We start from the raw sequence: 21,741 nt of genomic DNA on the forward strand, positions 1-21,741 counted from the left end.
AAGGAAGTCCCGCGCCATGAACACGAACGACGCACGCTTCGACACCCGCGCCATCCACGCCGGCCAGGAGTTCGACCCGACGACGGGCGCGGTGATCCCGCCCGTGTACCTCACCTCCACGTACGTGCAGGACGGCATCGGCGGCCTGCGCAACGGGTACGAGTACTCGCGCGGCGGCAACCCGACGCGCACCGCACTCGAGACCCAGCTCGCGGCGCTCGAGGGCGGCATCCGCGGCCTGTCCTTCGCATCCGGACTCGCCGCTGAAGACGCCCTGCTGCGCACCGTGCTGACGCCCGGCGACCACGTCGTCATCGGCAACGACGTGTACGGCGGCACGCACCGGCTCATCCGCCGGATCTTCGGCGACTGGGGCATCCGGCACACCACCGTCGACACGAGCGACATCGACGCAGTTCGCGACGCGATCGAGCTGGGCACCACCAAGGTGCTCTGGGTCGAGACGCCGTCGAACCCGCTGATGAAGGTGTCGGATGTCGCGGCGCTCGCCGAGCTCGGCGACGAGGCGGGCGTGCTCGTGGTGGTCGACAACACCTTCGCGTCGCCGGCCCTGCAGCAGCCGATCGCGCTCGGCGCGGCGGTGGTCGTGCACTCGACCACGAAGTACCTCGGCGGGCACTCCGACGTGGTGGGGGGCGCGCTCGTGTTCGCGGCCGGGCAGGAGGAGCTCGCCGAGCGGGTCGGCTTCACGCAGTTCGCCGCGGGTGCGGTGTCGAGCCCGTTCGACGCGTTCCTGACTTCCCGGGGAATCAAGACGCTGGGGATCCGGATGCAGCGGCACAGCCAGAACGCCCTGGCCATCGCGCGGCGGCTCGAGGAGCATCCGGGCATCTCGCGCGTGCTCTACCCGGGCCTCGAGTCGCACCCAGGGCACCAGCTTGCGGCGCGGCAGATGTCGGGCTTCGGCGGCATGGTCTCGATCGACCTCGCGGGCGGCGGTGAGGCGGCGCGCCGGTTCGCGGAGTCGACCCGGTTGTTCCAGCTCGCCGAGTCGCTCGGCGGCGTCGAGTCGCTCGTGAACTACCCGTCGGAGATGACGCACGCGTCGGTTCGCGGCACGGAGGCTGAGGTGCCCGAGTCGATCGTGCGGCTGTCGGTCGGCATCGAGGACGTCGACGACCTGCTGGCCGACATCGACGAGGCGCTGGCCCGCCTGCAACCACCGCCGGTCGTCGAGTAGCGCCGGTCGTCGAGTAGCGCCGCCCGCAGGGCGACGCGTATCGAGACGCATCGCGGGTCTCGATACGCGTGCCGCTTCGGGGCGCGCTACTCGACCACCGAGGTGACGGATCGTGGGTCTCGATACGCGTGCCGCTTCGCGGCTCGCTACTCGACCACCGGGGTGACGGATCGGGGGTCTCGATACGCGTGCCGCTTCGCGGCTCGCTACTCGACCACCGGGTCGCTACTCGACCACCCGACCACACCAGTGGCAGGAAGTCGCCGATGGGTGTCATCCCTGCCATCGCGGGTGTCGGTGGGATGCCGCAGAATGAGCGGGTGACTTCGAACGAGCCCGCCCGCACCCACGCACACGGCGGAACCCTCGGGCTGGGCCAGGGCACGGCGCTCTACGTGGCGAGCGTGCTGGGCACCGGCATCCTCGTGCTGCCGGGGGTCGCGGCCGCTGCCGCCGGGCCGGCGTCGGTCGTCGCGGTCGCCGCGGTGCTCGTGCTCTCGATCCCGCTGGCGGGCACGTTCGCCGCGCTCGCAGCACGGTTCCCCGACCCGGGCGGTGTCGCGAGCTACGTGCGACGCGCACTCGGCGGCACGGCCGCGCGCATGGCCGGATACTGGTTCTTCTTCGGGGTGTGCGTCGGCGCGCCCGTGGTCGCGGTCCTCGGCGGCGAATACGTCGTCGCCGTGCTGGGCGTCGATCGGGCCGCCGTGCCGATCATCGGCTTCGCCGTCTTCATCCCGCCGTTCATCGCCAACTGGTTCGGCGTGCGCGTGGCCGGGTGGGTGCAGTTCGTGCTCACCGGTCTGCTGCTCGCCGTCGTGGTGGGTGTGGTCGCGGCCACGTTCCCGGCCGCCGAGGCCTCCAACTTCGAGCCGTTCCTGCCCCACGGCTGGGCCGGGGTGGGCGTCGCGATCAGCCTCTTCGTGTGGGCCTTCGCCGGGTGGGAGGTCGGCACGCACATCGCCGGTGAGTTCAAGAACCCGCGCCGCATCATCCCGATCGCGACCGCCATCGCCGTGGTCATCGTCGGCACCGGCTACCTCGCCCTGCAGTTCGTGACCGTCGCCGTGCTCGGCGACCGGGCGGGCGCGAGCCAGGTGCCGCTGCTCGACCTCGTCGAGACCACGGCGCCCGGCATCGGGTCGGTGCTCGTCGCGATCGTCGCGGCGATCGTCACGGTCGGCGTAGTCAACGCCTACCTGCCCGCGTTCGGCAAGCTCGGCGCCGCGCTCGGCCGCGACGGCGATCTGCCGAAGTTCTTCGCCAAGGGCGCGGCCGACGGCGAGATCCCGCGCCGCGCGCTCGCCCTGACCGGCGTGCTCATCGTCGTCTACTTCGGGCTCATGCTGCTGAACGAGCTCGACCTCACCGCCTTCATCCTCATCCACACGAGCAACATGGTCGCGATCTACGCGGCCGGCATGCTCGCGGCCACCCTGCTGCTCCAGCGCTGGTCGTTCGGGTGGTGGCTCGCCGTCGTCGCCACCGTCATGACGGCCGGGCTGCTCGTGCTCGCCTGGGCGAACCTCGTGGTCCCTCTCGTGCTCGCCGCCGCGGCGCTGGCCGTGACGCTGGTACGCCGGCTCCGAGCCCGCCGCCACCCAATGGATGCCCCGCCGCCCGACGACGAGGTCGCGAGGCCAACGGCCGACGAGGCCACCGCTCCATCCGAGTTCGTCGCCGCGGGCATGACGTCAGACCTGCGAGCCGACCCCCACGCCGACTCCCTGCAGAAGGAGACCGAGTGACCGAGTACCGCGCCCACTTCGACGCCGAGATCGAGTTCGTCAACGGGGGCGGCCTGCGGGCCGAGGCATTCCGACTCGACCTGCCGTCGGCCGGCCTCACCGAAGCACAGGTCGGCGAGTTGTTCGTGCGGCATCTCGGCCTCGCGATGGTGGGTCGCATCGAGCTCGCGAACCTCGAGATCGTCGAGGAGGCGCACAAGGGCTCGCGCGGAGTGCCCGACGCCTCGGCCGGTGCCGCCGCGGCATCCGGTGCCTCGTCGGCGACCAGGGGCGAGGTCGTCGATCTCAGCCACCCGGTTCGCGCCGGGCTCGTGACGTATCCGGGCATCCCGGCGCCGACGATCGTGCCGCACCTCACGCGCGAGGCGTCGCGCGAGCACTACGCGCCCGGCACCGAATTCGCGATCGACGTCATCACGATGGCCGGCAACACCGGCACGTACCTCGACAGCCCGTACCCCCGCTACGCCGACGGCGGCGACCTCGCGAGCCTCGACCTCGCGACCCTGGTCGGCGTGCCCGCCGAGGTGTTCCGATTCACGGATGCCGCGGGCCGCGGCATCCCCGCAGCGGCATTCCTCGACCGTGAACTCGCCGGCACGGCGGTGCTGCTGCACACCGGGTGGAGCCGGCACTTCGGCACACCCGAGTACGCGCACGGTGCGCCGTTCCTCACCGAAGACGGGGCCCAGCACCTCGTCGACGTGGGCGTCGCCATCGTCGGCATCGATTCGCTCAACATCGACGACACCGAATCGGGCAGCGGCACGCGGCCGGCCCACTCGTTGCTGCTGGCCGCGGGCATCCACGTCGTCGAGCACCTCACCGCGCTCGACCGGGTACAAGCGCGCGGCGCCCGGTTCACGGCCGTGCCTCCGAAGGTCGAGGGGTTCGGCACGTTTCCGGTGCGCGCGTTCGCGGAGCTCCCGGTCGCCTAGCTGTGAGTCGTACTGCGGCCGGCGGTCGTGCTGTCGTCGGTCGTGCTGTCGGCGGTCGTGTTGTCGTCGGTCGTGTTGCCGCCGATCGACTCGCCGTCCCAACGACGTGCGCCGGTGCCGGTGGCGCCCAGCACGTCGTCGGGGTTGTTCAAGCGGCAGGTCCTGAGGCTGAGGCATCCGCACCCGATGCACCCGTCGAGGTCGTTGCGCAGGTGCTCGAGGTCGGCGATGCGAGCGTCGAGGGCAGCACGCCAGCGGCGCGAGAGTCGCGCCCAGTCGGCCTTGGTCGGCGTGCGCCCCGAGGGCAACGAGGCGAGCGCCTCATGCACCTCGGCGAGCGGGATGCCGACGCGCTGCGCCACGCGGATGAACGTGACCCGGCGCAGGGCGTCGCGGCGATAGCGCCGCTGGTTGCGGTCGTCGCGCTCGGCCGTGATGAGTCCCTTGCGTTCGTAGAAGTGCAGCGCCGACACCGACACCCCGCTGCGTGCGGCGAGGTCGCCGACGGTGAGCATCGTGTGTCCGACGGCTTCGAGCTGAGGCATCCCACCATGATCGCCCGAAGCAGAGTTGACCTCAACCGAGGTTGAGGTCGTACGTTGATGCGCATGACTGTTGAGACGACGAATGAGACCGGTGGCATCCCGGCCGTGCGCGAGACCCTGCTCGGCCCCCGCTTCCGCTGGGTCAGCATCGGCATGTTCGCCCTGGTGTTTCTCGCGGCCTTCGAGTCGATGGCCGTGACGGCGGTCATGCCCGCCGTGGCCGCCGACCTCGACGGGCGCGCACTCTACGCACTCGCGTTCGCCGGCCCGCTCGCCGTCAGCGTCATCGGCATGATCGTCGCCGGCAACGCGGCCGATCGCGGCGGCCCGCGGCTCGCGTTGTACACGTCGGTCGCCCTCTTCGTCGTGGGCCTCGTGATCGCGGGCACCGCGGTCGAGATGTGGCAGTTGGTCGCCGGCCGGCTCGTGCACGGACTCGGCGGCGGCGGGCTCACGGTCGCGCTGTACGTGATCGTCGCGAGGATCATCCCGCCCGGCCTGCATCCCGGGATGTTCGCCGGGTTCGCAGCCGCCTGGGTGGTGCCGTCGCTCGTCGGCCCGTTCGTCGCGGGCGTGGTCGCCGACAGCGCGGGATGGCCGTGGGTGTTCCTCGGGGTGGTCGCGCTGGTCGTTCCCGCTCTGCTCATGGTCGTGCCGAGCCTTCGGGGGCTGCGCAGCGGCACCAACGGCGAGCGACCGCCGTGGAGCGTCTCGCGGATCGCGTGGGCGACCCTGGCCGGCGTGGCCGTGCTGGTGCTGAACCTCTCGACCGAGGCGAGTGGGTGGGCCGCCTGGGTGCTCCCGATCGCCTCGATCGCGGTCATCGCGATCGCCGTGCGGCCGATGGTTCCCCGCGGCACGCTCCGTGCCGTTCGCGGCCTCCCGGCCAGCGTGCTCACTCGCGGCGCGCTCGCCGGTGCGTTCTTCGGCACCCAGGTGTACCTGCCGCTGCTGCTGACCGGCGAACCGTACGTGCTCAGCACGGCGATGGCCGGTCTCGTGCTCACGCTCGGCGGCGTCGCCTGGGCGATCGCCTCCCAGGTGCAGGGGCGCAACCCGGTGCGGCTCAGCAACGAACGCGCCCTGCGCATCGGCCTGGTGCTGCTGGGGGCCGCGATCACGATGTCGCTGGTCGCGACCCTGCTGCAGCTGCCGCCGTTCGCGTTCATGCTCGCGTGGACGCTGGCGGGTGGCGGCATGGGACTCATGTACCCGCGCACCACCGTGATGGGCCTGCAGTCCTCGACCGACGAGAACCAGGGGTTCATCAGCTCGGCGATGACGGTCTCGGATGCGCTCGGGGCGGCCGTCGCGATCGCGCTCACGGCCATCGTCTACGCGGTGCTGCTGCCCAGCGGTTCCGTCGTCGCCGTGGCCGGCGCCATCGCGGTCGCCCTCGGCGTCTGGGCGGTCGCGCTCTTCGCCGGGCTCCGCGCGCACGCCGAGCCGCCCGCGCGGGCCGCGACGACCGTGGCGGCCTGACGATGCGGGCGGTCGTCGCGGGCCGGCCGGGCCCACCCGACGTGCTGTCGATCATCACCCTGCCCGACCTCGCGCCCGGTTCGGGGCAGGGGCGGGTGTCGGTCGAGTTCGCCGCGATCACGTTTCGCGACACGATGCTGCGCAGCGGCCGAGCGGATGCCCCGGGGTCGTTCCCGCTCGTACCCGGCAACGGCGTCGGCGGCAACATCGACGCGGTCGGGCCCGACGTGGACCCGGCCTGGCTCGACACGAAGGTGGTGACCTCGACCGGCGGCACGGGTGGCTACGCGAGCTCGGCGCTCGCGCACCTCGACGACCTGCACCGCGTGCCCGACGATCTCGAGCTGCGCGAGGCGACCGCGCTGCTCGCCGACGGCCGCACGGCGATCGGGCTTGCGGATGCCGCCGCCATTCGACCGGGCGATCGGGTCGTGGTGTCGGCGGCGGCCGGGGGCGTGGGCAGCCTGCTCGTGCAGCTCGCCGCCCGCCATGGGGCATCCGTCATCGCGCTCGCCGGCAGCGCGGCGAAGCTGGGCCTGGCGCGCGAACTCGGTGCCGCGCATGTCGTGGACTACCGCGCGTCCGACTGGCTCGAACGCCTCGATGCGGTCGCGCCCGACGGCGTCGACGTCGTGTTCGACGGTGTCGGCGGCGATCTCACGGCGGCGCTCGCCCGGCGCACTCGCACCGGGGGCCGGTACCTGCAGCACGGCGCCGCCGGCGGCGCATGGGGTGAGCTCGATGGGAACGCACTCGCCGCGCGAGGCGTCGCCGTGATCCCGCTCGCGGCGATCGGCAGCAGCCGAGCCGAGCTCTTCGAACTCGTCGAGCGCGCGCTCGAGCTCGCGGCCCGGGGCGACCCGCGTGCCGTCGTCGGCCAGGTCTTCCCCCTCGACGACGCGAGCTCCGCCCACGCCGCGATCGAAGCGCGGGCCACGATCGGCAAGACGCTGCTCGTGCCCTGATCGACACGCCCGGCGCGCGTAGCGCGCTGTGGTGGCATCCGCCGCTCTCGTGCGTGAGGATGGTGGAATGATCGCACCGGCGTACTCACTCAGCGACGGCAATTCGATTCCCGCGATCGGGCTCGGCACCTACGGGTTGAACGAGCAGAGCGGCATCGAGGCGATCGTGTCGGGCATCGCCGACGGGTACCGGCTGATCGACACCGCGTACAACTACGGCAACGAAGACGTGGTGGGCGAGGCGATCCGGCGCACCGACGTCGACCGCAGCGACCTCGTCGTCACGACGAAGCTGCCCGGGCGTCATCACGGCTACGACGAGACGCTGGCGAGCCTCGAGGAATCCCGCAAGCGCCTCGACCTCGACTGGATCGACCTGTACCTCATCCACTGGCCACTGCCGCGCATCGACAAGTACGTCGACTCGTGGCGCGCGATGATCCGGTTGCGGGAGAAGGGCCTCGTGCGCTCGATCGGCGTCTCGAACTTCACGATCGAGATGCTCGAACGGCTCGAGCGCGAGACGGGCGTCGTACCGGTCGTCAACCAGGTCGAGCTGCACCCGTACTTCCCGCAGGCCGAGCTGCGCGCCTACCACGACGAGCACGGCATCCGCACCGAGAGCTGGAGCCCGCTCGCCAAGCGCCTGCGAGCGCAGCTGATGGAGGAGCCCGTGATCGCCGAGATCGCGGCGGTGCACGGGGTGTCGCATCCGCAGGTCGTGCTGCGGTGGCACGTCGAGCTCGAGGCCGTGCCGATTCCGAAGTCGGCGGATGCCACGCGCCGACGTGAGAACCTCGACATCTTCTCGTTCAGCCTCTCCGACGACGAGGTCGAGGCGATCTCGTCGCTCGAGCGCGGTCGGCTGTGGGGCGGCGATCCCGAGACGAACGAGGAGTTCTAGGGGTCGTCTCGCAGTCGGCCCGTCGCGTGTCGGCACCGCCGCCTGAGCTGTCATCGGTCGGGGCTAGGCTCGATCGGGTGAGTGAGAAGATCGGATCCGCGGGGGAGCCCGCGCCGACCCGAGAGCCCGCGGCGACCACGTCCGAGCACTCGGTGATTCCCATGGCCGAGGGAGCCGCGTCGGCCGAGGCATCCGCTCACGCTCCGCACGTCGCCGCGGCGAAGGGGCCGCTGTCGCCCCCGTACCGCTGGCTCTCGGCCGGCATGTACGCGATCATCTTCCTCGCCGCCTTCGAGGCGATGGCCGTCACGACGATCATGCCGCTCGTCGCCACCGACCTCGACGGGCTGTCGTGGTTCGCGCTCGCGTTCGCCGTGCCACTGGCCGCCGGCATCATCGGCATGGTCATCGCCGGCAACTGGACCGACCGCGCCGGACCGCTGCCGTCGCTGATCACGTCGGCGGTGGTCTTCGTGATCGGACTGCTCGTCGCCGGCACGGCCGTCGACATGGGCGTCTTCATCGTCGGCCGGTTCCTGCACGGGCTCTCGGGGGCGGCGGTCATCGTGCCGCTCTACGTGATCGTCGCACGCATCTATCCCGAGGCGCTGCGTGCCCGCGTGTTCGCGGGATTCGCGGCAGCGTGGGTCATCCCGTCGATCGTCGGGCCCGCGATCGCCGGTCTGATCGCCGAGGCGTTCAGTTGGCACTGGGTGTTCCTCGGCGTGATCGGCCTGCTCGTCCCGGCCGCGGCGATGATGCTCGTGCCGATCCTGAAGGTGCTCGACCGGGTGCAGGGCGACCCGCGGGTGCCCTGGAGCATCGGGCGGGTCGGCTGGGCGGTGCTCACTGCGGGGGCGGCGCTCGCACTGTCGCTCTCGAAGGAGTTGGTCGACCCGTGGCGGTGGATCGTCGCGGCGGCGGCGGTCGCGCTCGTCGTCGTCGCGGCGCGTCCGCTCATGCCGGCCGGCACGCTGCGCGCGGCGCGCGGCATGCCCGCGACGGGGCTGATGCGGCTCATCGTCGCGGCCGCGTTCTTCGCCGCCGAGATCTACCTGCCCTACCTCTTCATCGAGCGCTACGACTTCGCACCCAGCCTCGCGGGCATCGCGCTGACCGGGGCGGGAGTGTCGTGGGCTGTCGCCTCGTGGCTGCAGGGCCGGCTCGGTGATCGCGTGTCCGACACGCAGGCGGTGCAGATCGGTGCGGTGGTGCTCGCCGTCTCGCTCGTCACCGTGCTGCTCGTCGCGGCGTTCACGCTGTCGCCCTGGCTCGGGTTCGTCGCGTGGACGTTCGCGGGCGCCGGTATGGGCTTCATGTATCCGCGGTTCTCGGTCGCGGTACTGAAGCTGTCGCCCGTGTCGGCGCAGGGGTTCAACAGCGCCGCGCTGACGATCGGCGAGTCGCTCGGGGCATCCGTCGCGCTCGCCATCACCGCCATCGCCGCGAGCGCCGTCGCGGGCGGCGCGTTCACGACCGAGTTCGCGGTGACCGTCGTGATCGCGTTCGTCGCCGTGGCGCTCGCCGGGCGCGTGCGGCCGCGCGCCTGACTCGTGCGCGCGGCCGGTCGACCTACGACGCCGACGCGCCGGCCGACCAGGCGGGCAGCTGCTGCAGGGTCCAGCGGTTGCCGTCGGGGTCGCGCAGGGTGATGAAGCGGCCCCACGCCTGCTCGTCGACGCCCTCGGCCTCGACGCCCTTGGCGCGCAGTTCGGCGAGCGCGGCGTCGGCGTCGGGGATCACGACCTGGATCACGTCGAGCGAGCCGGGCGCGAGCGTGGCGCCGAGTCCCTCGCCGATCGCGATCGAGCAGGCCGAGCCGGGCGGGGTGAGCTGCACGAAACGCAGATCGTCGCTGACCCGCTGGTCGTGGTCGGCGTTGAAGCCGAGCTTCTCGACGTAGAACTCCTTCGCGCGGTCGACGTCGCTGACGGGCACGTGGATGAGCTCGATCTTCCAGTCCATGGGTCTGCTCCTCGGTGGTGTGGTCGCGATCCGCTTATCGAATCCCTGTGACGTCAGTCTCGCAAGGTCTCCGGTCAGTTTCCGTCCGCATTTCCGGATGCCGCTGCCGTCGAGAGTGCCGTCGAGAGTGCAGTTCGTGCCCTGTTGTGGGCGGCAGGTGCACTCTCGATTCGTAGGAACGTCGTCGACTCTCGTCCAGAGTGCAGTTCGTGCCCTGTTGTGGGCCGCAGGTGCACTCTCGATTCGTAGGAACGTCGTCGACTCTCGCCCAGAGTGCAGTTCGTGCCCTGTTGTGGGCCGCAGGTGCACTCTCGATTCGTGGAGATTTCATCGGGACGAGCCGAGCCGAGCCGTGGCGAGGCGAGCCGAGGTTGGGCGAGGGCGCCCGCACAGTGCGAGGATTGGCGCATGGCGCTGCACATCACCGGAGACCCTGCTGCCGACGAACTGCTGAGCACGGATCCGTTCGCCCTGCTCACGGGCATGCTGCTCGACCAGCAGGTGCCGATGGAGACCGCCTTCGCCGGGCCCGAGAAGATCCGCGAGCGGCTCGGGTCGATCGATCCGGCGACGATCGCCGACCAGGATCCCGAGGCGTTCGTCGAGGTGTTCAAGCAGCGGCCGTCGGTTCACCGCTTCCCGGGTTCGATGGCCGGTCGCGTGCAGGCGCTGGCGTCGGCGGTCCGCGACGACTGGGGTGGCGATGCATCCGCCATCTGGACCCAGGGCGACCCTGACGGCGCTGAAGTGCTGCGCCGGCTGCAGGCGCTGCCCGGATTCGGCGAGCAGAAGGCGAAGATCTTCCTCGCGCTGCTCGGCAAGCAGTGCGGACTCCAGGCGCCCGGCTGGCGCGAGGCCGCCGGTCACTACGGAGTCGACGGATCGTTCGCGTCGGTCGCCGACATCGTCGACCCCGAGTCGCTCGCCAAGGTTCGCGCGACGAAGCAGGCCGCGAAGGCGGCGGCCAAGGCGCCGAAGGGCTGAGTGCCGCTCAGACGCGGCCGCGCTCGGAATGGAGCACGCCCGGTGTCGACGGCTGCGCGCCGAATGCTCGCCCGTACCCGCGCGGAAGTGATGTTCCCCTCCGCGAAATCGGTGCCGAAGTGCCGAAGTGCCGAAGTGCCGAAGTGCCGGAGTGCCTGGCGTTCAGGAAACGAACTACTCAGTGGGTCTCTGGTCCGCGGGCGGCTCGCCGACGAGGAACTCCGCGATCGCGAGCGCCAGCGTGCGCGGCTCCCAGCGGTGGTCGGCCGCCGGTACGGTGCCCGCCTGCGCATTCGGCATGGAGGCGACGACGGATGCCGCAGCCGAGGTCATGATCGGCAGCGTCTCTTCGCCGACCAGCGCTAGCGTCGGCGCCGTGATGCGCCGCCACAGCTCGGCGCGCGGGGCGCTCTGCGTCCACGCCAGCGACTCGGCGTCGGGCTCGAGGCTCGGCGCGATGTCGACCATCGTCGCCCAGGCCGGGCTCTGCTTCGCGCCGTCGAGCCACTCGCGCGGCATGTCGCGCATGTAATACTCGACGGCACCGTCGTGGTCCCGGGCGGCGATGTACTCGCGCAGGCCGGCGAGGTACTCGGCGCCCTCCGATCCACCCTCGTCATCGAGCGGGATCTCGAAGAACACGAGCTTCGACACGGGCAGTCCGGCCGCCGCTGCGGCGAGCGCGATCGAGCCACCCGACGAGTTGCCGAAGAGGGCGACCGCGTCATCCGCCCCCTCGGTGAGGTCGTCGGTGAGTGCGCGCAGGTCATCGATGGTCTGGGCGAGGGTGATGGGGGCATCCGCTGGGCTCTCGCCCCGGCCGCGCCGGTCGTAGTTGACGACGGTGAACCCGTGGCCGGCCAGGAGGTGCGCCATCTCGACGGTCGCGGGGTCGAACGCGCGGAACTGCATGGCGCCGCCGATGAGGATCACCGGCGGCCCCGATCCCTCGCGATCGAACGCGATGCGCGTGCCGTCGGCGGATGTCACGTACTCGGTCATGGAGCTCCCTTGCCGCTTCGCTCGCCACCCTAGCGAGGGCCCACGGCGTCCTCCACCGGTTGCGGCCCGACGCGCGTGCCGCGCCGCGGGAATGTCGGTGGGTGGTGGCAACATGATCGGCACAACACCATATGTAGGGGTAGCGGCATCCATTCACCCCAAGGTGTCGCACTGCATCAGCGGAAGACGCAGGGCGACACGCCGGGGCCGCCGTCCACAGGGCGAATTTACTGAACCGGGCGGGGCTGTGGATAACACCGGTGTGATTCGCGAGAATCCGCGGGTGCCGAGGCATCCGGGCTGGGGATGAACGGTGGATAACGCGGTGGAAAACTACACTGATGTAACTACATCATCTTGTGGCTGTTCAGTTCCGCAGCCACTAGATGTAGTATTAGAAGAACGGAATTCAGCAGTACGGGGGCAGCTCCTCCGGGGGCTCGAGAGAACGAAGAGAACGAGGGGAAACCATGACGGTCACGGTCTACACCAAGCCTTCTTGCGTGCAGTGCAACGCGACGTATCGCGCTCTCGACAGCAAGGGCATCGAGTACGAGGTGCTCGACCTCTCGCAAGACGAGAACGCCCTCGCACAGGTCAAGGAGCTCGGCTACCTGCAGGCCCCCGTCGTGATCACCGACGAAGACCACTGGTCGGGCTTCCGCCCCGACAAGATCGACGAGCTGGCGTCCCGTCTCGTGTGAGAAGGGCGCCGGTCGCGGGGTCTCGATACGCGGCGGGCCTCGCCCGGCGCTACTCGACCACCGGAACCGACGGAGCGGCGAGCGGAGGTGCGTCATGACGAACCTGGTCTACTTCTCGAGCGTCTCGGGCAACACGAAGCGCTTCATCGAGAAGCTCGACCGCCCGGCGATCCGCATCCCGCTGTTCGCGCGTGAGCAGTCGCTGCGCGTCGACGAACCGTACGTGCTCGTCGTCCCGACCTACGGCGGGGGCGACGGCAAGGGCGCGGTGCCGAAGCAGGTCATCAGGTTCCTGAACGACCCGCACAACCGCTCGCTCATCCGCGGCGTGATCAGCGCCGGCAACACCAACTTCGGTGCGGCCTTCGGTCTGGCCGGCGACATCGTCGCCGCCAAAACCGGAGTGCCCCACCTGTATCGCTTCGAAGTGTTCGGAACCCCTGACGACGTTCGCGCCGTCAACGAAGGATTGGATGCATTTTGGCTGACTCAGCACCTGCAGACGGCGTAGCGCTCATGGATGCTCCACGCACCAGCGTCGCGATGGACTACCACTCGCTCAACGCGATGCTCAACCTCTACGGCCCGAACGGCGAGATCCAGTTCGAGAAAGACCGCGAGGCGGCGCGCGAGTACTTCCTGCAGCACGTCAACCAGAACACGGTCTTCTTCCACTCCCTCAAAGAGCGGCTCGACTACCTCGTGGAGAAGGAGTACTACGAGCCCGAGGTGCTGGCACAGTACGACTTCGCGTTCATCCAGAAGCTCAACGACCTCGCCTACTCGAAGAAGTTCCGCTTCGAGACGTTCCTCGGCGCGTTCAAGTACTACACGAGCTACACGCTGAAGACCTTCGACGGCAAGCGCTACCTCGAGCGCTTCGAAGACCGTGTCGTGATGACGGCGCTCGCCCTCGCGCGGGGCGACGAGCAGCTCGCCACCGACCTGGTGGAGGAGATCATCGGCGGCCGCTTCCAGCCGGCGACGCCCACGTTCCTCAACGCGGGCAAGAAGCAGCGCGGTGAGCTCGTGTCGTGCTTCCTGCTCCGCATCGAAGACAACATGGAGTCGATCTCGCGCGGCATCAACTCGTCGCTGCAGCTGTCGAAGCGTGGCGGCGGCGTGGCGCTGCTGCTCAGCAACATCCGCGAGTCGGGTGCTCCGATCAAGCAGATCGAGAACCAGTCGTCGGGCATCATCCCCGTCATGAAGCTCCTCGAAGACAGCTTCAGCTATGCCAACCAGCTCGGTGCACGCCAGGGTGCCGGCGCCGTGTACCTCAGCGCCCACCACCCCGACATCATGCGGTTCCTCGACACCAAGCGCGAGAACGCCGACGAGAAGATCCGCATCAAGACGCTGTCGCTCGGTGTGGTCGTGCCCGACATCACGTTCGAGCTCGCCAAGAACAACGAAGACATGTACCTGTTCTCGCCGTACGACGTCGAGCGCGTCTACGGCAAGCCGTTCGGCGACGTGCCGATCACCGAGAACTACCGGGCCATGGTCGACGACCCCCGCATCAAGAAGTCGAAGATCAACGCGCGCGAGTTCTTCCAGACGATCGCCGAGATCCAGTTCGAGAGCGGATACCCCTACATCGTGTTCGAAGACACGGTGAACCGGGCGAACCCGATCAAGGGCCGCATCAACATGTCGAACCTGTGCTCCGAGATCCTGCAGGTGAACACGCCGACGACCTACAACGAAGACCTCAGCTACAACCAGATCGGCAAGGACATCAGCTGCAACCTCGGGTCGCTGAACATCGCCCTCACGATGGACGGCCCCAACTTCGGCAAGACCGTCGAGACGGCCATCCGTGGACTCACCGCCGTGTCGAACATGTCGCACATCTCGTCGGTGCGCTCGATCGAAGACGGCAACGACAAGTCGCACGCCATCGGCCTCGGCCAGATGAACCTGCACGGCTACCTCGCCCGCGAGCGCATCTTCTACGGCAGCGAAGAGGGCATCGACTTCACGAACATCTACTTCTACACGGTGCTCTACCATGCGCTGCGCGCGTCGAACACGATCGCGATCGAGCGCGGCGAGGTGTTCGAGGGCTTCTGGGACTCCAAGTACGCCTCGGGCGAGTTCTTCGAGAAGTACACGGATGCCGCGTGGGTGCCCGCGACCGCCAAGGTGACGCAGCTCTTCGCCGACGCCGGCGTGCACATTCCGACACAAGACGACTGGCGCGAGCTCGCGGCATCCGTCAAGCAGCACGGCATCTACAACCAGAACCTGCAGGCCGTGCCGCCCACCGGTTCGATCTCGTACATCAACAACTCGACGGCGTCGATCCACCCGATCGCGTCGAAGATCGAGATCCGTAAAGAGGGCAAGCTCGGGCGCGTGTACTACCCGGCGGCGTTCATGACGAACGACAACCTCGAGTACTACCAAGACGCCTACGAGATCGGCTACGAGAAGGTCATCGACACGTACGCCGCGGCGACGCAGCACGTCGACCAGGGCCTGTCGCTGACGCTCTTCTTCAAGGACACGGCAACAACGCGCGACATCAACCGCGCCCAGATCTACGCGTGGAAGAAGGGGATCAAGACGATCTACTACATCCGCCTGCGGCAGCTCGCCCTCGAGGGCACGAACCTGAGCGAGTGCGTCTCATGCATGCTGTGACGCCGGTGGTCGAGTAGCGCCGCCGCAGGCGACAGCCCGGTGGTCGAGTAGCGCCGCCGAAGGCGACGCGTATCGAGACCCCCAGACCAAGAAAGAGGATGAGACGGATGACCCTCACAGACCCGGTGAACTCGGCCAGTAACGACCCGGCGCACACCGGCGGAAAGCTGAAGCTCGTGGATCACGTCAGCGCGATCAACTGGAACCGGATCCAAGACGACAAAGACCTCGAAGTCTGGAACCGGCTGGTCAACAACTTCTGGCTGCCCGAGAAGGTGCCGCTGTCGAACGACATCCAGTCGTGGAACACGCTGACGCCCGAGGAGCAGACGCTCACGATGCGCGTGTTCACGGGTCTGACGCTGCTCGACACGATCCAGGGCACGGTGGGCGCCGTGTCGCTCATCCCCGACGCGCTGACCCCCCACGAGGAAGCGGTGTACACGAACATCGCGTTCATGGAGTCGGTGCACGCGAAGAGCTACTCGTCGATCTTCTCGACGCTGTGCTCGACGAAAGAGATCGACGACGCCTTCCGCTGGTCGGTCGAGAACGAGAACCTGCAGAAGAAGGCCGCGATCGTCATGGAGTACTACCGTGGCGACGAGCCCCTGAAGCGCAAGGTCGCGTCGACGCTGCTCGAGAGCTTCCTCTTCTACTCGGGCTTCTACCTGCCGATGCACTGGTCGTCGCGGGCGAAGCTGACCAACACGGCCGACCTCATTCGTCTGATCATCCGCGACGAGGCCGTGCACGGGTACTACATCGGCTACAAGTACCAGAAGGGGCTCGAGTTGGTCGACCAGGCCAAGCGCGACGACCTCAAGGACTACACGTTCTCGCTGCTCTACGAGCTCTACGACAACGAGGTGCAGTACACCCAAGACCTCTACGACGGCGTCGGTCTCACCGAAGACGTGAAGAAGTTCCTGCACTACAACGCGAACAAGGCGCTCATGAACCTCGGCTACGAGCCCATGTTCCCGAAGACGGTCACCGACGTGAATCCGGCGATCCTCTCGGCACTCTCTCCGAACGCCGACGAGAACCACGACTTCTTCTCGGGGTCGGGCTCGTCGTACGTGATCGGCAAGGCCGTGAACACCGAGGATGAGGACTGGGACTTCTAGGAGCATTAGCAGGCCAGTCTGTCGCTTGGCTGTACTTACCTGAAGACAATTTCCGAGGAGCGAGTCATTCCCACGTCCCATCAGCAATTCATCGAAATTGCCTTTGAGGAGTACAAAGCCGAGCGCCCAGGATCGTTGACCGATGGCCAGCAGTTCATTCGGTTCGCAGCGCATCTCGTGCTACAGCGGAACCCATTCGACATCGATGACGAGGCTCTGGAGGACGGTGTCGTCGATGGTGCGCTGGATGGAGGAGTTGACGCCGTCTACACGCTGTTCAACGGCGAAGTGCTTGAGCACGACAGCGACATCGTTGTCGGGAACGTGCCTCTTGTAGCGAAACAAGGGAACGGCCGACTTGACGTCTACGTCGTTCAGACAAAGATGCATGGTGCCGGCACCACCGCAATTGAGAAGCTTGTAGCCAATTTGCCACGATTGATGGATCTCTCGGAACCAGAGCTGGCAACCGGAGAGTTCAACGATCTCGTTCTGGACCGCTTCCAGGTCGCCCGCGCTGCATGGGCCAATCTCGCAGGGTATGCCTGCCCGCTGCATTTCCATGTGCTCATCGCAACCCTGACGGATGTCGGCGAGTTGAGCGGTGAATCGAAGCGAAAGTCGGAACACCTCGCAGCAACACTGGAGTCGGAGCTTCCCGGCGCAACGGTTGAGGTGTTGCTCGATGGAGCTCGGGAACTGATCGCCCGCCAACGAGCAAAAGCCCCCGTGGAATACAAGATTCCATTTGCGAAAAGCTTTCCAAGCGGGGATGGCGTCGTCGCCTTGGTTCGCCTCGATGAATTCGCCAACTTCGTTGACGATGGCACCGGTCGTGTCACCGCTCGACTTCTCGAAGACAACGTGCGTGATTGGCAGGGTGGCGTCGAAGTGAACGGCGCAATCCGCGCATCCCTGGAGAGTGCCGGGAGCACCCCTTTCTGGTGGCTGAACAACGGCGTAACGCTGATCTGCAAGTCGGTAACGACGATCGGTGAGAGCCTCAAGGTGCTGGAGCCCAGAATCGTCAATGGTCTACAAACCACCCGCGTCATTCACAACTTCCTTAACGAAAACCCCGGTTCTAGAGCTTCATCCGATCTCGTTCTCGTGAGAGTAATCATGAGTGAGGACCCGGCTCAGCGGGACTCCGTCATTCGGGCGACGAATAGTCAGACGAATGTGGACCCCGCATCGCTCCGGGCGACCGATGAGATCCAGCGTCACATCGAGGAGCACTTCGCGAAGAATGGCTTCTTCTACGATCGACGAAAGGGAAGCTTCCGAGACAATCAGAAGCCGGAACTTACGCTGCTGTCGATTCGGGACTTGGGGCAGACGCTAACCGCAATCCTCTCGTCAAGGCCAGATATTGCGCGGGGAAAGCCAACGAGCCTTCTGAAGGATGATCAGCGCTACGCTACTTTGTTCAACGACAAAGTCGGCTTGGAACATGTATCTCTTCGCAGCCAAGGTTTGGACAAGAGTCGGCGCCGTATTGGCGACCGAGCAGGCTGGGACAAACGCAGTAGAGCGTCGGTACCTCAGACTGCATGTGATCTCCGCCGTAGTGTCTTTGAAGCTCGGGACGTGGGTACGGCCGGGTGCCAAATTGTCCGCGCTCGCCAGCTCGGGTTGGGAGCCCTCCGAAGACGAAGTCCACGATGCGTTGCGAGTGGTTCACCGAGAAATCGATGCCTTCATTGCGGGCACGGGGAGCAACCTGGAGAAGGCCACAAAGGCAGGTCAATTTACAACGCGGCTCGGTGAACTTGACTGGAAGTCCGTGCAGGCGTCGTCGGGTGAGGAAGTGGCGTGAGGCGTGGCCCATCGTGGCTCGAGATCTGACTGATAGGCGATATGGCACTTGCATGCGGCGTGCCAAGGGTAGAGCGGTTGCTGCGGCATCCGTTCCTAAGAGGTGAGGCGGCGGTCGAAGCGAGCTAAGGCCCGCGCCTACCGCCACCCCAGCGCCGGCGCCACGTGCGTCAGGATCGACTCGAGGACGTGCGCGTTGTAGCCGACACCCAACTGGTTCGGCACCGTGAGCAGCAGGGTGTCGGCGGCCGCGATCGCCTCGTCTTCGCGCAACTGGTCGATGAGGACATCGGGTTCGGCGGCGTAGCTGCGGCCGAAGACGGCGCGGTAGTCGTCGATCACGCCGAACTGGTCCGACCGGTCGCCACCGCCGACGAAGTACGCGCGGTCCATGTCGTTCACGATGGCGAAGATCGATCGGCTCACCGAGACCCGCGGCTCACGCTCGTGGCCCGCCTCGACCCAGGCGGCGCGGAACGCCTCGATCTGCTTGCGTTGCTGCACGTGGAACGGCTCGCCCGACTCATCCTCCTTGAGCGTCGAGCTCATGAGGTTCATGCCCTGCTCGGCCGCCCACACGGCGGTCGAGTCGGAGCCGGCGCCCCACCAGATGCGGTCGCGGAGGCCCGGCGACTGCGGCTGGATGCCGAGCTGCCCCGGATGCGGATTCGGGAACATGGGGCGTGGGTTCGGCTCGGCGAATCGCGCCCCGTCGATGACCTTCAGGAAGACTGTCGCGTTGTTCCGGGCGACGTCGGCCATGGTCGAGCCCTCGGGCGCCTCGTAGCCGAAGTAGCGGTAGCCGTCGATGACCTGCTCGGGCGAACCGCGCGAGATGCCCAGCTGCAGGCGGCCGCCGGCGATGAGGTCGGCGGCGCCGGCATCCTCGGCCATGTACAGCGGGTTCTCGTACCGCATGTCGATCACGCCCGTGCCGAGCTCGATGCGACTCGTCTTCGCGCCCGCCGCTGCGAGGAGGGGGAACGGGCTGGCGAGCTGGTTCGCGTAGTGGTGCACGCGGAAGTACGCGCCGTCGGCACCGACCTCCTCGGCCGCGACCGCCAAGTCGATCGACTGCAGCAGCACGTCGGACGCCGTTCGCGTCTGCGAGCCGGGCGAGTTCGACCAGTGCCCGAAGGAGAGGAAACCGATGCGCTTCATACTGGTCTCCAACGCTGGGCGCGGCGGCGCATTCCGGAAGCAGTAGCCGGCGCCGCGCCATCCGCTGTCGCCGTCTCGGCTGGCGTCACTCGTCGCGGTCGGATGCCGCAGCCGGCACGGCTTCCTTCGGCGTGACGAGGCGCGACAGGTCGACGGCGACCAGGATGGCGAACACCGCCCATGGCACGAGCGACAGCAGCGCGAACACCACGCCAACCATGCCGAAGTTCGAGGGCACCGCCATGAGCACTGCGGCGACGAGGCCCACGACCGCGGTCGATCGCCTGAACACGGGCGTTCGGAACATCAGGAGGGCGAAGATGAGGAGCGTCGCCAGGTTGAAGAAGTAGTAGATGTCGAACGCGGTGCCCGTCCAAGTTGCGAGCATCCCGTCGCCCACCGCGATGAGGGCTACCCGCTCGGCATCGCCGGCCTGGCCGTAGGCGGTGGCCAGACTGAACATCTCGACGGGGCGTGGCGAGGCCATGTAGGCCGCCATCCCGAGCACGCCGAAAGCGAGGGCGATGACCACGGCTGACCGGCTCACGCGCCACAGGGCGACGGCGAGCGCCAGGTAGAGCAGGAAGGCGAGGAGGTTGCTCACGACGTAGAGCCCGTCGAGCGCAACGACGCCGAGGAGCGGGTTCTCCAGCAGCAACTCGAAGAAGCCCCGGCTGTCACCCGGCGGTGGCCAAGCGAGGAATATCGCGACCTGCACGACGATGAAGGCCACGCTCGCCAGGGCCGCCCACCTGCCGGTGATGATCAAGCCCGCCCACTGGCGGGCGTCCTCACGTGCCCGACCGTCGTCGGAGGCCGACATCCGCTTCCCCCTTCCGATCTCGTCCGTTGTGCCGGTGCCTCCAGTGTGCGCGGATGCCTCGGGGCGCCACCGGGACGAAGGGCCCGGCCTCCGAGCGGACCGGGGCCGTACCTCGGTCCCCAGCGGCGGGCCGAGGACGCATCCGGAAGGAGTCCACATGTCGATGTGACGCAGAATCGGAAGGTGACGACGCCAGCCGCCGAATTCATCGACCGCACGCTTCGGATGGAAGGCTCCGAGGAGCGGGCCGGCGCCGAAGCCGAGCGCATCGGGGGAGGGCTGCGCTTCTACGGTGCCTCAATCGGCGCGGTACGCGGAACAGTGCGCGACGCGCAGCGGCGGTATCCAGGCATGGCGCACGACGAGGTGACGGCGCTCGCCACTGAGCTGTGGTCGAAGCCGGTGTACGAGCGCCGGTTCGCGGCGGTGGTTCTCCTCCAGGGGCACGTGACGATGCTCGGGGGAAACGACCTCACTCGGATCGAGCAGTTCATCCGCGACGCGCGGGTCCTCGAGCTCGTAGAGCCGCTCGCGATCGACGTCGTACGGCCGATGCTTGAACGACTGAGCGGCGCCGAAGCTGCACGCGCTCGGCGGATCATCGAACGGTGGGCAGCGGAGCCCGATCATCTCCTGCGTAGGGCCGCCTCACTGCTCTGACGAATTCGCAGGTGGGCGCGGGGTCAGTCCGCGGCTGCGGGTTCCCGCGGCGGGTTGTGCATGAACTCGAAGCGGATGCCGTTGTCGTCCTCGACGAAGGACGCGTAGTAGCGGTCGTTGAACCGCGGGTACAGCTTGGGCTCGCGCACGGCCGTCCAACCCGCGTCGATCGCGATCGCGTGCAGGCGATCGACCTCGTCGCGCGATGAGACCGGAAACGCGAGGTGCTGCCAGCCGACGCGACCGTGGCGGTGCGGGCCGCTCTCACCCACGCGCGCGGGGAAGAGGATCAGCTCGTCCTCGCCTTTGGACCACGACACGCTGCCGTCGGCATCCTGTCGCTCGCAGCCGAGCGCCTGCATCACCGGATCGAACTGTGCGATGGAGCGAGGCAGGTCGTCGACGGAGACGCCCAGATGATCGAAGAGACGCATCCGGACATCCTATGGGGGAGCAACCCCGCCTACTTCACGACCCGGTACCGCAGGTGGGTCGCGGCATCCGTGGCGATCACCTCTGGCGCCTCGAGTCGAACATGTCCTTCGATCCAGGAGTCGCCGAACAACGGAGTGCCGCTGCCGAAGAGCACCGGCACGAGGTGGATCGAGATCTCGTCGACGAGTCCATCGTGCAGGTACTGGCGGGCGATGTCGGCGCCGCCCATGATGCCGACGTCCTTGTCGCCGGCCGTCGCGCGAGCGGCTTCCAGCGCTGAACGGGTGTCGGGCACGAACGTGTAGACGCCGCCCGCGGGCACGTGGTCGGGCATGCCGTGGCTCACTACGAACAGGGGGATTCGTGCGGGGCCTGTCGGGCCATCGGCATCCCACCACTTGATGGAGTTGTCGTAGGTGCGGCGCCCGGCGATGACCGCGCCCAGCCGTGCGCCGGCCTGCTCGAGCATCTCGCGGTCGCGCTCGTCGCCGGCGAACGCCCAGTCGTGCAGCGCCTCGCCGCCCTCGCCCATGCCGACGTCGGGCGTCATGCCGCTCGCAGCGATGAAGCCGTCGAGCGACATGCTGATGTCGAAGATCACCGTTCCCATGATGTGTTCCCTTCCGT

Annotated in this window: 21 protein-coding genes; 14 read left to right on the forward strand and 7 right to left on the reverse strand. The window is 67.9% G+C overall.

Features of this window, described 5'->3' with window-relative positions:
* Positions 1-16: 16 nt before the first annotated feature.
* The 3 genes from HUS56_RS08650 to HUS56_RS08660 all read left to right on the forward strand — a co-directional run bounded on the left by HUS56_RS08650 (position 17) and on the right by HUS56_RS08660 (position 3,887).
* Positions 17-1,201 carry a cystathionine gamma-synthase gene (locus tag HUS56_RS08650; RefSeq protein ID WP_173923005.1) on the forward strand — a complete coding sequence of 395 codons (1,185 nt, stop codon included), beginning with the start codon at positions 17-19 and terminating at the stop codon, positions 1,199-1,201.
* 320 nt (positions 1,202-1,521) lie between these two features.
* Complete coding sequence (locus tag HUS56_RS08655; RefSeq protein WP_254431366.1) at positions 1,522-2,949, forward strand: APC family permease; 1,428 nt, start codon at positions 1,522-1,524, stop codon at positions 2,947-2,949.
* Positions 2,946-3,887, forward strand: a complete 942-nt coding sequence (locus tag HUS56_RS08660; protein WP_173923006.1) for a cyclase family protein — start codon at positions 2,946-2,948, stop codon at positions 3,885-3,887. Before HUS56_RS08655 ends, HUS56_RS08660 begins: the two co-directional genes overlap by 4 nt.
* Here HUS56_RS08660 and soxR read toward each other — a convergent pair.
* Positions 3,884-4,432: a redox-sensitive transcriptional activator SoxR gene (soxR, locus tag HUS56_RS08665; RefSeq protein ID WP_173923007.1), complete on the reverse strand. Its 549-nt coding sequence runs from the start codon at positions 4,430-4,432 to the stop codon at positions 3,884-3,886. The two genes, HUS56_RS08660 and soxR, sit on opposite strands and share 4 nt — an antisense overlap.
* 63 nt (positions 4,433-4,495) lie before the next feature.
* Here soxR and HUS56_RS08670 point away from each other — a divergent pair, with 63 nt between their 5' ends.
* The 4 genes from HUS56_RS08670 to HUS56_RS08685 all read left to right on the forward strand — a co-directional run bounded on the left by HUS56_RS08670 (position 4,496) and on the right by HUS56_RS08685 (position 9,333).
* Positions 4,496-5,914 carry an MFS transporter gene (locus HUS56_RS08670; protein WP_173923008.1) on the forward strand — a complete coding sequence of 473 codons (1,419 nt, stop codon included), beginning with the start codon at positions 4,496-4,498 and terminating at the stop codon, positions 5,912-5,914.
* Positions 5,915-5,916: 2 nt separating this feature from the next.
* A complete protein-coding gene (locus tag HUS56_RS08675) occupies positions 5,917-6,879 on the forward strand; it encodes a zinc-binding dehydrogenase (protein ID WP_173923009.1) in 963 nt (320 codons plus the stop codon).
* A gap of 67 nt (positions 6,880-6,946) precedes the next feature.
* Positions 6,947-7,783 carry an aldo/keto reductase gene (locus HUS56_RS08680; RefSeq protein WP_173923010.1) on the forward strand — a complete coding sequence of 279 codons (837 nt, stop codon included), beginning with the start codon at positions 6,947-6,949 and terminating at the stop codon, positions 7,781-7,783.
* 77 nt (positions 7,784-7,860) lie between these two features.
* Positions 7,861-9,333, forward strand: a complete 1,473-nt coding sequence (locus HUS56_RS08685; protein WP_254431367.1) for an MFS transporter — start codon at positions 7,861-7,863, stop codon at positions 9,331-9,333.
* Between the two features lie 22 nt (positions 9,334-9,355).
* Here HUS56_RS08685 and HUS56_RS08690 read toward each other — a convergent pair whose 3' ends face one another.
* A complete protein-coding gene (locus tag HUS56_RS08690) occupies positions 9,356-9,748 on the reverse strand; it encodes a glyoxalase superfamily protein (RefSeq protein WP_173923011.1) in 393 nt (130 codons plus the stop codon).
* Between the two features lie 408 nt (positions 9,749-10,156).
* Here HUS56_RS08690 and HUS56_RS08695 point away from each other — a divergent pair, with 408 nt between their 5' ends.
* Positions 10,157-10,732, forward strand: a complete 576-nt coding sequence (locus HUS56_RS08695; protein WP_173923012.1) for an HhH-GPD-type base excision DNA repair protein — start codon at positions 10,157-10,159, stop codon at positions 10,730-10,732.
* A gap of 174 nt (positions 10,733-10,906) precedes the next feature.
* On the opposite strand, the gene HUS56_RS08700 is transcribed toward HUS56_RS08695, so the two are convergent.
* Positions 10,907-11,734 carry an alpha/beta fold hydrolase gene (locus HUS56_RS08700; protein ID WP_173923013.1) on the reverse strand — a complete coding sequence of 276 codons (828 nt, stop codon included), beginning with the start codon at positions 11,732-11,734 and terminating at the stop codon, positions 10,907-10,909.
* Positions 11,735-12,204: 470 nt separating this feature from the next.
* On the opposite strand from HUS56_RS08700, the gene nrdH reads away from it, so the two are divergent.
* From nrdH to HUS56_RS08725, 5 genes are all read left to right on the forward strand, one after another.
* Positions 12,205-12,438, forward strand: a complete 234-nt coding sequence (gene nrdH / locus HUS56_RS08705; protein WP_173923014.1) for a glutaredoxin-like protein NrdH — start codon at positions 12,205-12,207, stop codon at positions 12,436-12,438.
* A 94-nt stretch (positions 12,439-12,532) separates the two neighbouring features.
* Positions 12,533-12,949, forward strand: a complete 417-nt coding sequence (gene nrdI, locus HUS56_RS08710; protein WP_173923015.1) for a class Ib ribonucleoside-diphosphate reductase assembly flavoprotein NrdI — start codon at positions 12,533-12,535, stop codon at positions 12,947-12,949.
* 5 nt (positions 12,950-12,954) lie between these two features.
* The gene (gene nrdE, locus HUS56_RS08715) at positions 12,955-15,087 is read left to right on the forward strand and encodes a class 1b ribonucleoside-diphosphate reductase subunit alpha (protein WP_254431368.1); all 2,133 of its coding nucleotides are present in this window, start codon (positions 12,955-12,957) and stop codon (positions 15,085-15,087) included.
* A gap of 107 nt (positions 15,088-15,194) precedes the next feature.
* Entirely contained in the window at positions 15,195-16,217 is a 1,023-nt protein-coding gene (gene nrdF / locus HUS56_RS08720; RefSeq protein WP_173923016.1) for a class 1b ribonucleoside-diphosphate reductase subunit beta, read from the forward strand.
* Between the two features lie 135 nt (positions 16,218-16,352).
* Positions 16,353-17,987: an AIPR family protein gene (locus HUS56_RS08725; protein ID WP_173923017.1), complete on the forward strand. Its 1,635-nt coding sequence runs from the start codon at positions 16,353-16,355 to the stop codon at positions 17,985-17,987.
* 186 nt (positions 17,988-18,173) lie between these two features.
* Here HUS56_RS08725 and HUS56_RS08730 read toward each other — a convergent pair whose 3' ends face one another.
* Together HUS56_RS08730 and HUS56_RS08735 are read right to left on the reverse strand one after the other, a co-directional pair.
* Positions 18,174-19,196: an LLM class flavin-dependent oxidoreductase gene (locus HUS56_RS08730; protein ID WP_173923018.1), complete on the reverse strand. Its 1,023-nt coding sequence runs from the start codon at positions 19,194-19,196 to the stop codon at positions 18,174-18,176.
* A gap of 85 nt (positions 19,197-19,281) precedes the next feature.
* Positions 19,282-20,019, reverse strand: coding sequence for a hypothetical protein (locus HUS56_RS08735; protein ID WP_173923019.1), 738 nt, complete (start codon positions 20,017-20,019; stop codon positions 19,282-19,284).
* 183 nt (positions 20,020-20,202) lie between these two features.
* Between HUS56_RS08735 and HUS56_RS08740 the strand changes: the two genes are divergently transcribed.
* Positions 20,203-20,679, forward strand: coding sequence for a DNA alkylation repair protein (locus HUS56_RS08740; protein ID WP_254431369.1), 477 nt, complete (start codon positions 20,203-20,205; stop codon positions 20,677-20,679).
* 23 nt (positions 20,680-20,702) lie between these two features.
* Here HUS56_RS08740 and HUS56_RS08745 read toward each other — a convergent pair whose 3' ends face one another.
* Together HUS56_RS08745 and HUS56_RS08750 are read right to left on the reverse strand one after the other, a co-directional pair.
* Positions 20,703-21,113 carry a VOC family protein gene (locus tag HUS56_RS08745; RefSeq protein WP_173923020.1) on the reverse strand — a complete coding sequence of 137 codons (411 nt, stop codon included), beginning with the start codon at positions 21,111-21,113 and terminating at the stop codon, positions 20,703-20,705.
* A 29-nt stretch (positions 21,114-21,142) separates the two neighbouring features.
* Positions 21,143-21,724 carry a dihydrofolate reductase family protein gene (locus HUS56_RS08750; protein WP_173923021.1) on the reverse strand — a complete coding sequence of 194 codons (582 nt, stop codon included), beginning with the start codon at positions 21,722-21,724 and terminating at the stop codon, positions 21,143-21,145.
* Between the last annotated feature and the right edge of the window lie 17 nt (positions 21,725-21,741).

Source organism: Agromyces sp. Marseille-P2726 (genome assembly GCF_902809835.1).
Taxonomy (GTDB): Bacteria; Actinomycetota; Actinomycetes; order Actinomycetales; family Microbacteriaceae; genus Agromyces.

Bases quoted from the DNA above. Each gene is read 5' to 3' on its own strand.
- nrdI (WP_173923015.1), top strand. From the start codon at position 12,533: ATGACGAACCTGGTCTACTTCTCGAGCGTCTCGGGCAACACGAAGCGC.
- nrdE (WP_254431368.1), top strand. From the start codon at position 12,955: ATGGATGCTCCACGCACCAGCGTCGCGATGGACTACCACTCGCTCAAC.
- nrdH (WP_173923014.1), top strand. From the start codon at position 12,205: ATGACGGTCACGGTCTACACCAAGCCTTCTTGCGTGCAGTGCAACGCG.
- HUS56_RS08650 (WP_173923005.1), top strand. From the start codon at position 17: ATGAACACGAACGACGCACGCTTCGACACCCGCGCCATCCACGCCGGC.
- HUS56_RS08750 (WP_173923021.1), bottom strand. From the start codon at position 21,724: ATGGGAACGGTGATCTTCGACATCAGCATGTCGCTCGACGGCTTCATC.
- HUS56_RS08670 (WP_173923008.1), top strand. From the start codon at position 4,496: ATGACTGTTGAGACGACGAATGAGACCGGTGGCATCCCGGCCGTGCGC.
- HUS56_RS08695 (WP_173923012.1), top strand. From the start codon at position 10,157: ATGGCGCTGCACATCACCGGAGACCCTGCTGCCGACGAACTGCTGAGC.
- HUS56_RS08680 (WP_173923010.1), top strand. From the start codon at position 6,947: ATGATCGCACCGGCGTACTCACTCAGCGACGGCAATTCGATTCCCGCG.
- HUS56_RS08745 (WP_173923020.1), bottom strand. From the start codon at position 21,113: ATGCGTCTCTTCGATCATCTGGGCGTCTCCGTCGACGACCTGCCTCGC.
- HUS56_RS08675 (WP_173923009.1), top strand. From the start codon at position 5,917: ATGCGGGCGGTCGTCGCGGGCCGGCCGGGCCCACCCGACGTGCTGTCG.
- HUS56_RS08700 (WP_173923013.1), bottom strand. From the start codon at position 11,734: ATGACCGAGTACGTGACATCCGCCGACGGCACGCGCATCGCGTTCGAT.
- soxR (WP_173923007.1), bottom strand. From the start codon at position 4,432: ATGCCTCAGCTCGAAGCCGTCGGACACACGATGCTCACCGTCGGCGAC.
- HUS56_RS08735 (WP_173923019.1), bottom strand. From the start codon at position 20,019: ATGTCGGCCTCCGACGACGGTCGGGCACGTGAGGACGCCCGCCAGTGG.
- HUS56_RS08690 (WP_173923011.1), bottom strand. From the start codon at position 9,748: ATGGACTGGAAGATCGAGCTCATCCACGTGCCCGTCAGCGACGTCGAC.
- HUS56_RS08730 (WP_173923018.1), bottom strand. From the start codon at position 19,196: ATGAAGCGCATCGGTTTCCTCTCCTTCGGGCACTGGTCGAACTCGCCC.
- nrdF (WP_173923016.1), top strand. From the start codon at position 15,195: ATGACCCTCACAGACCCGGTGAACTCGGCCAGTAACGACCCGGCGCAC.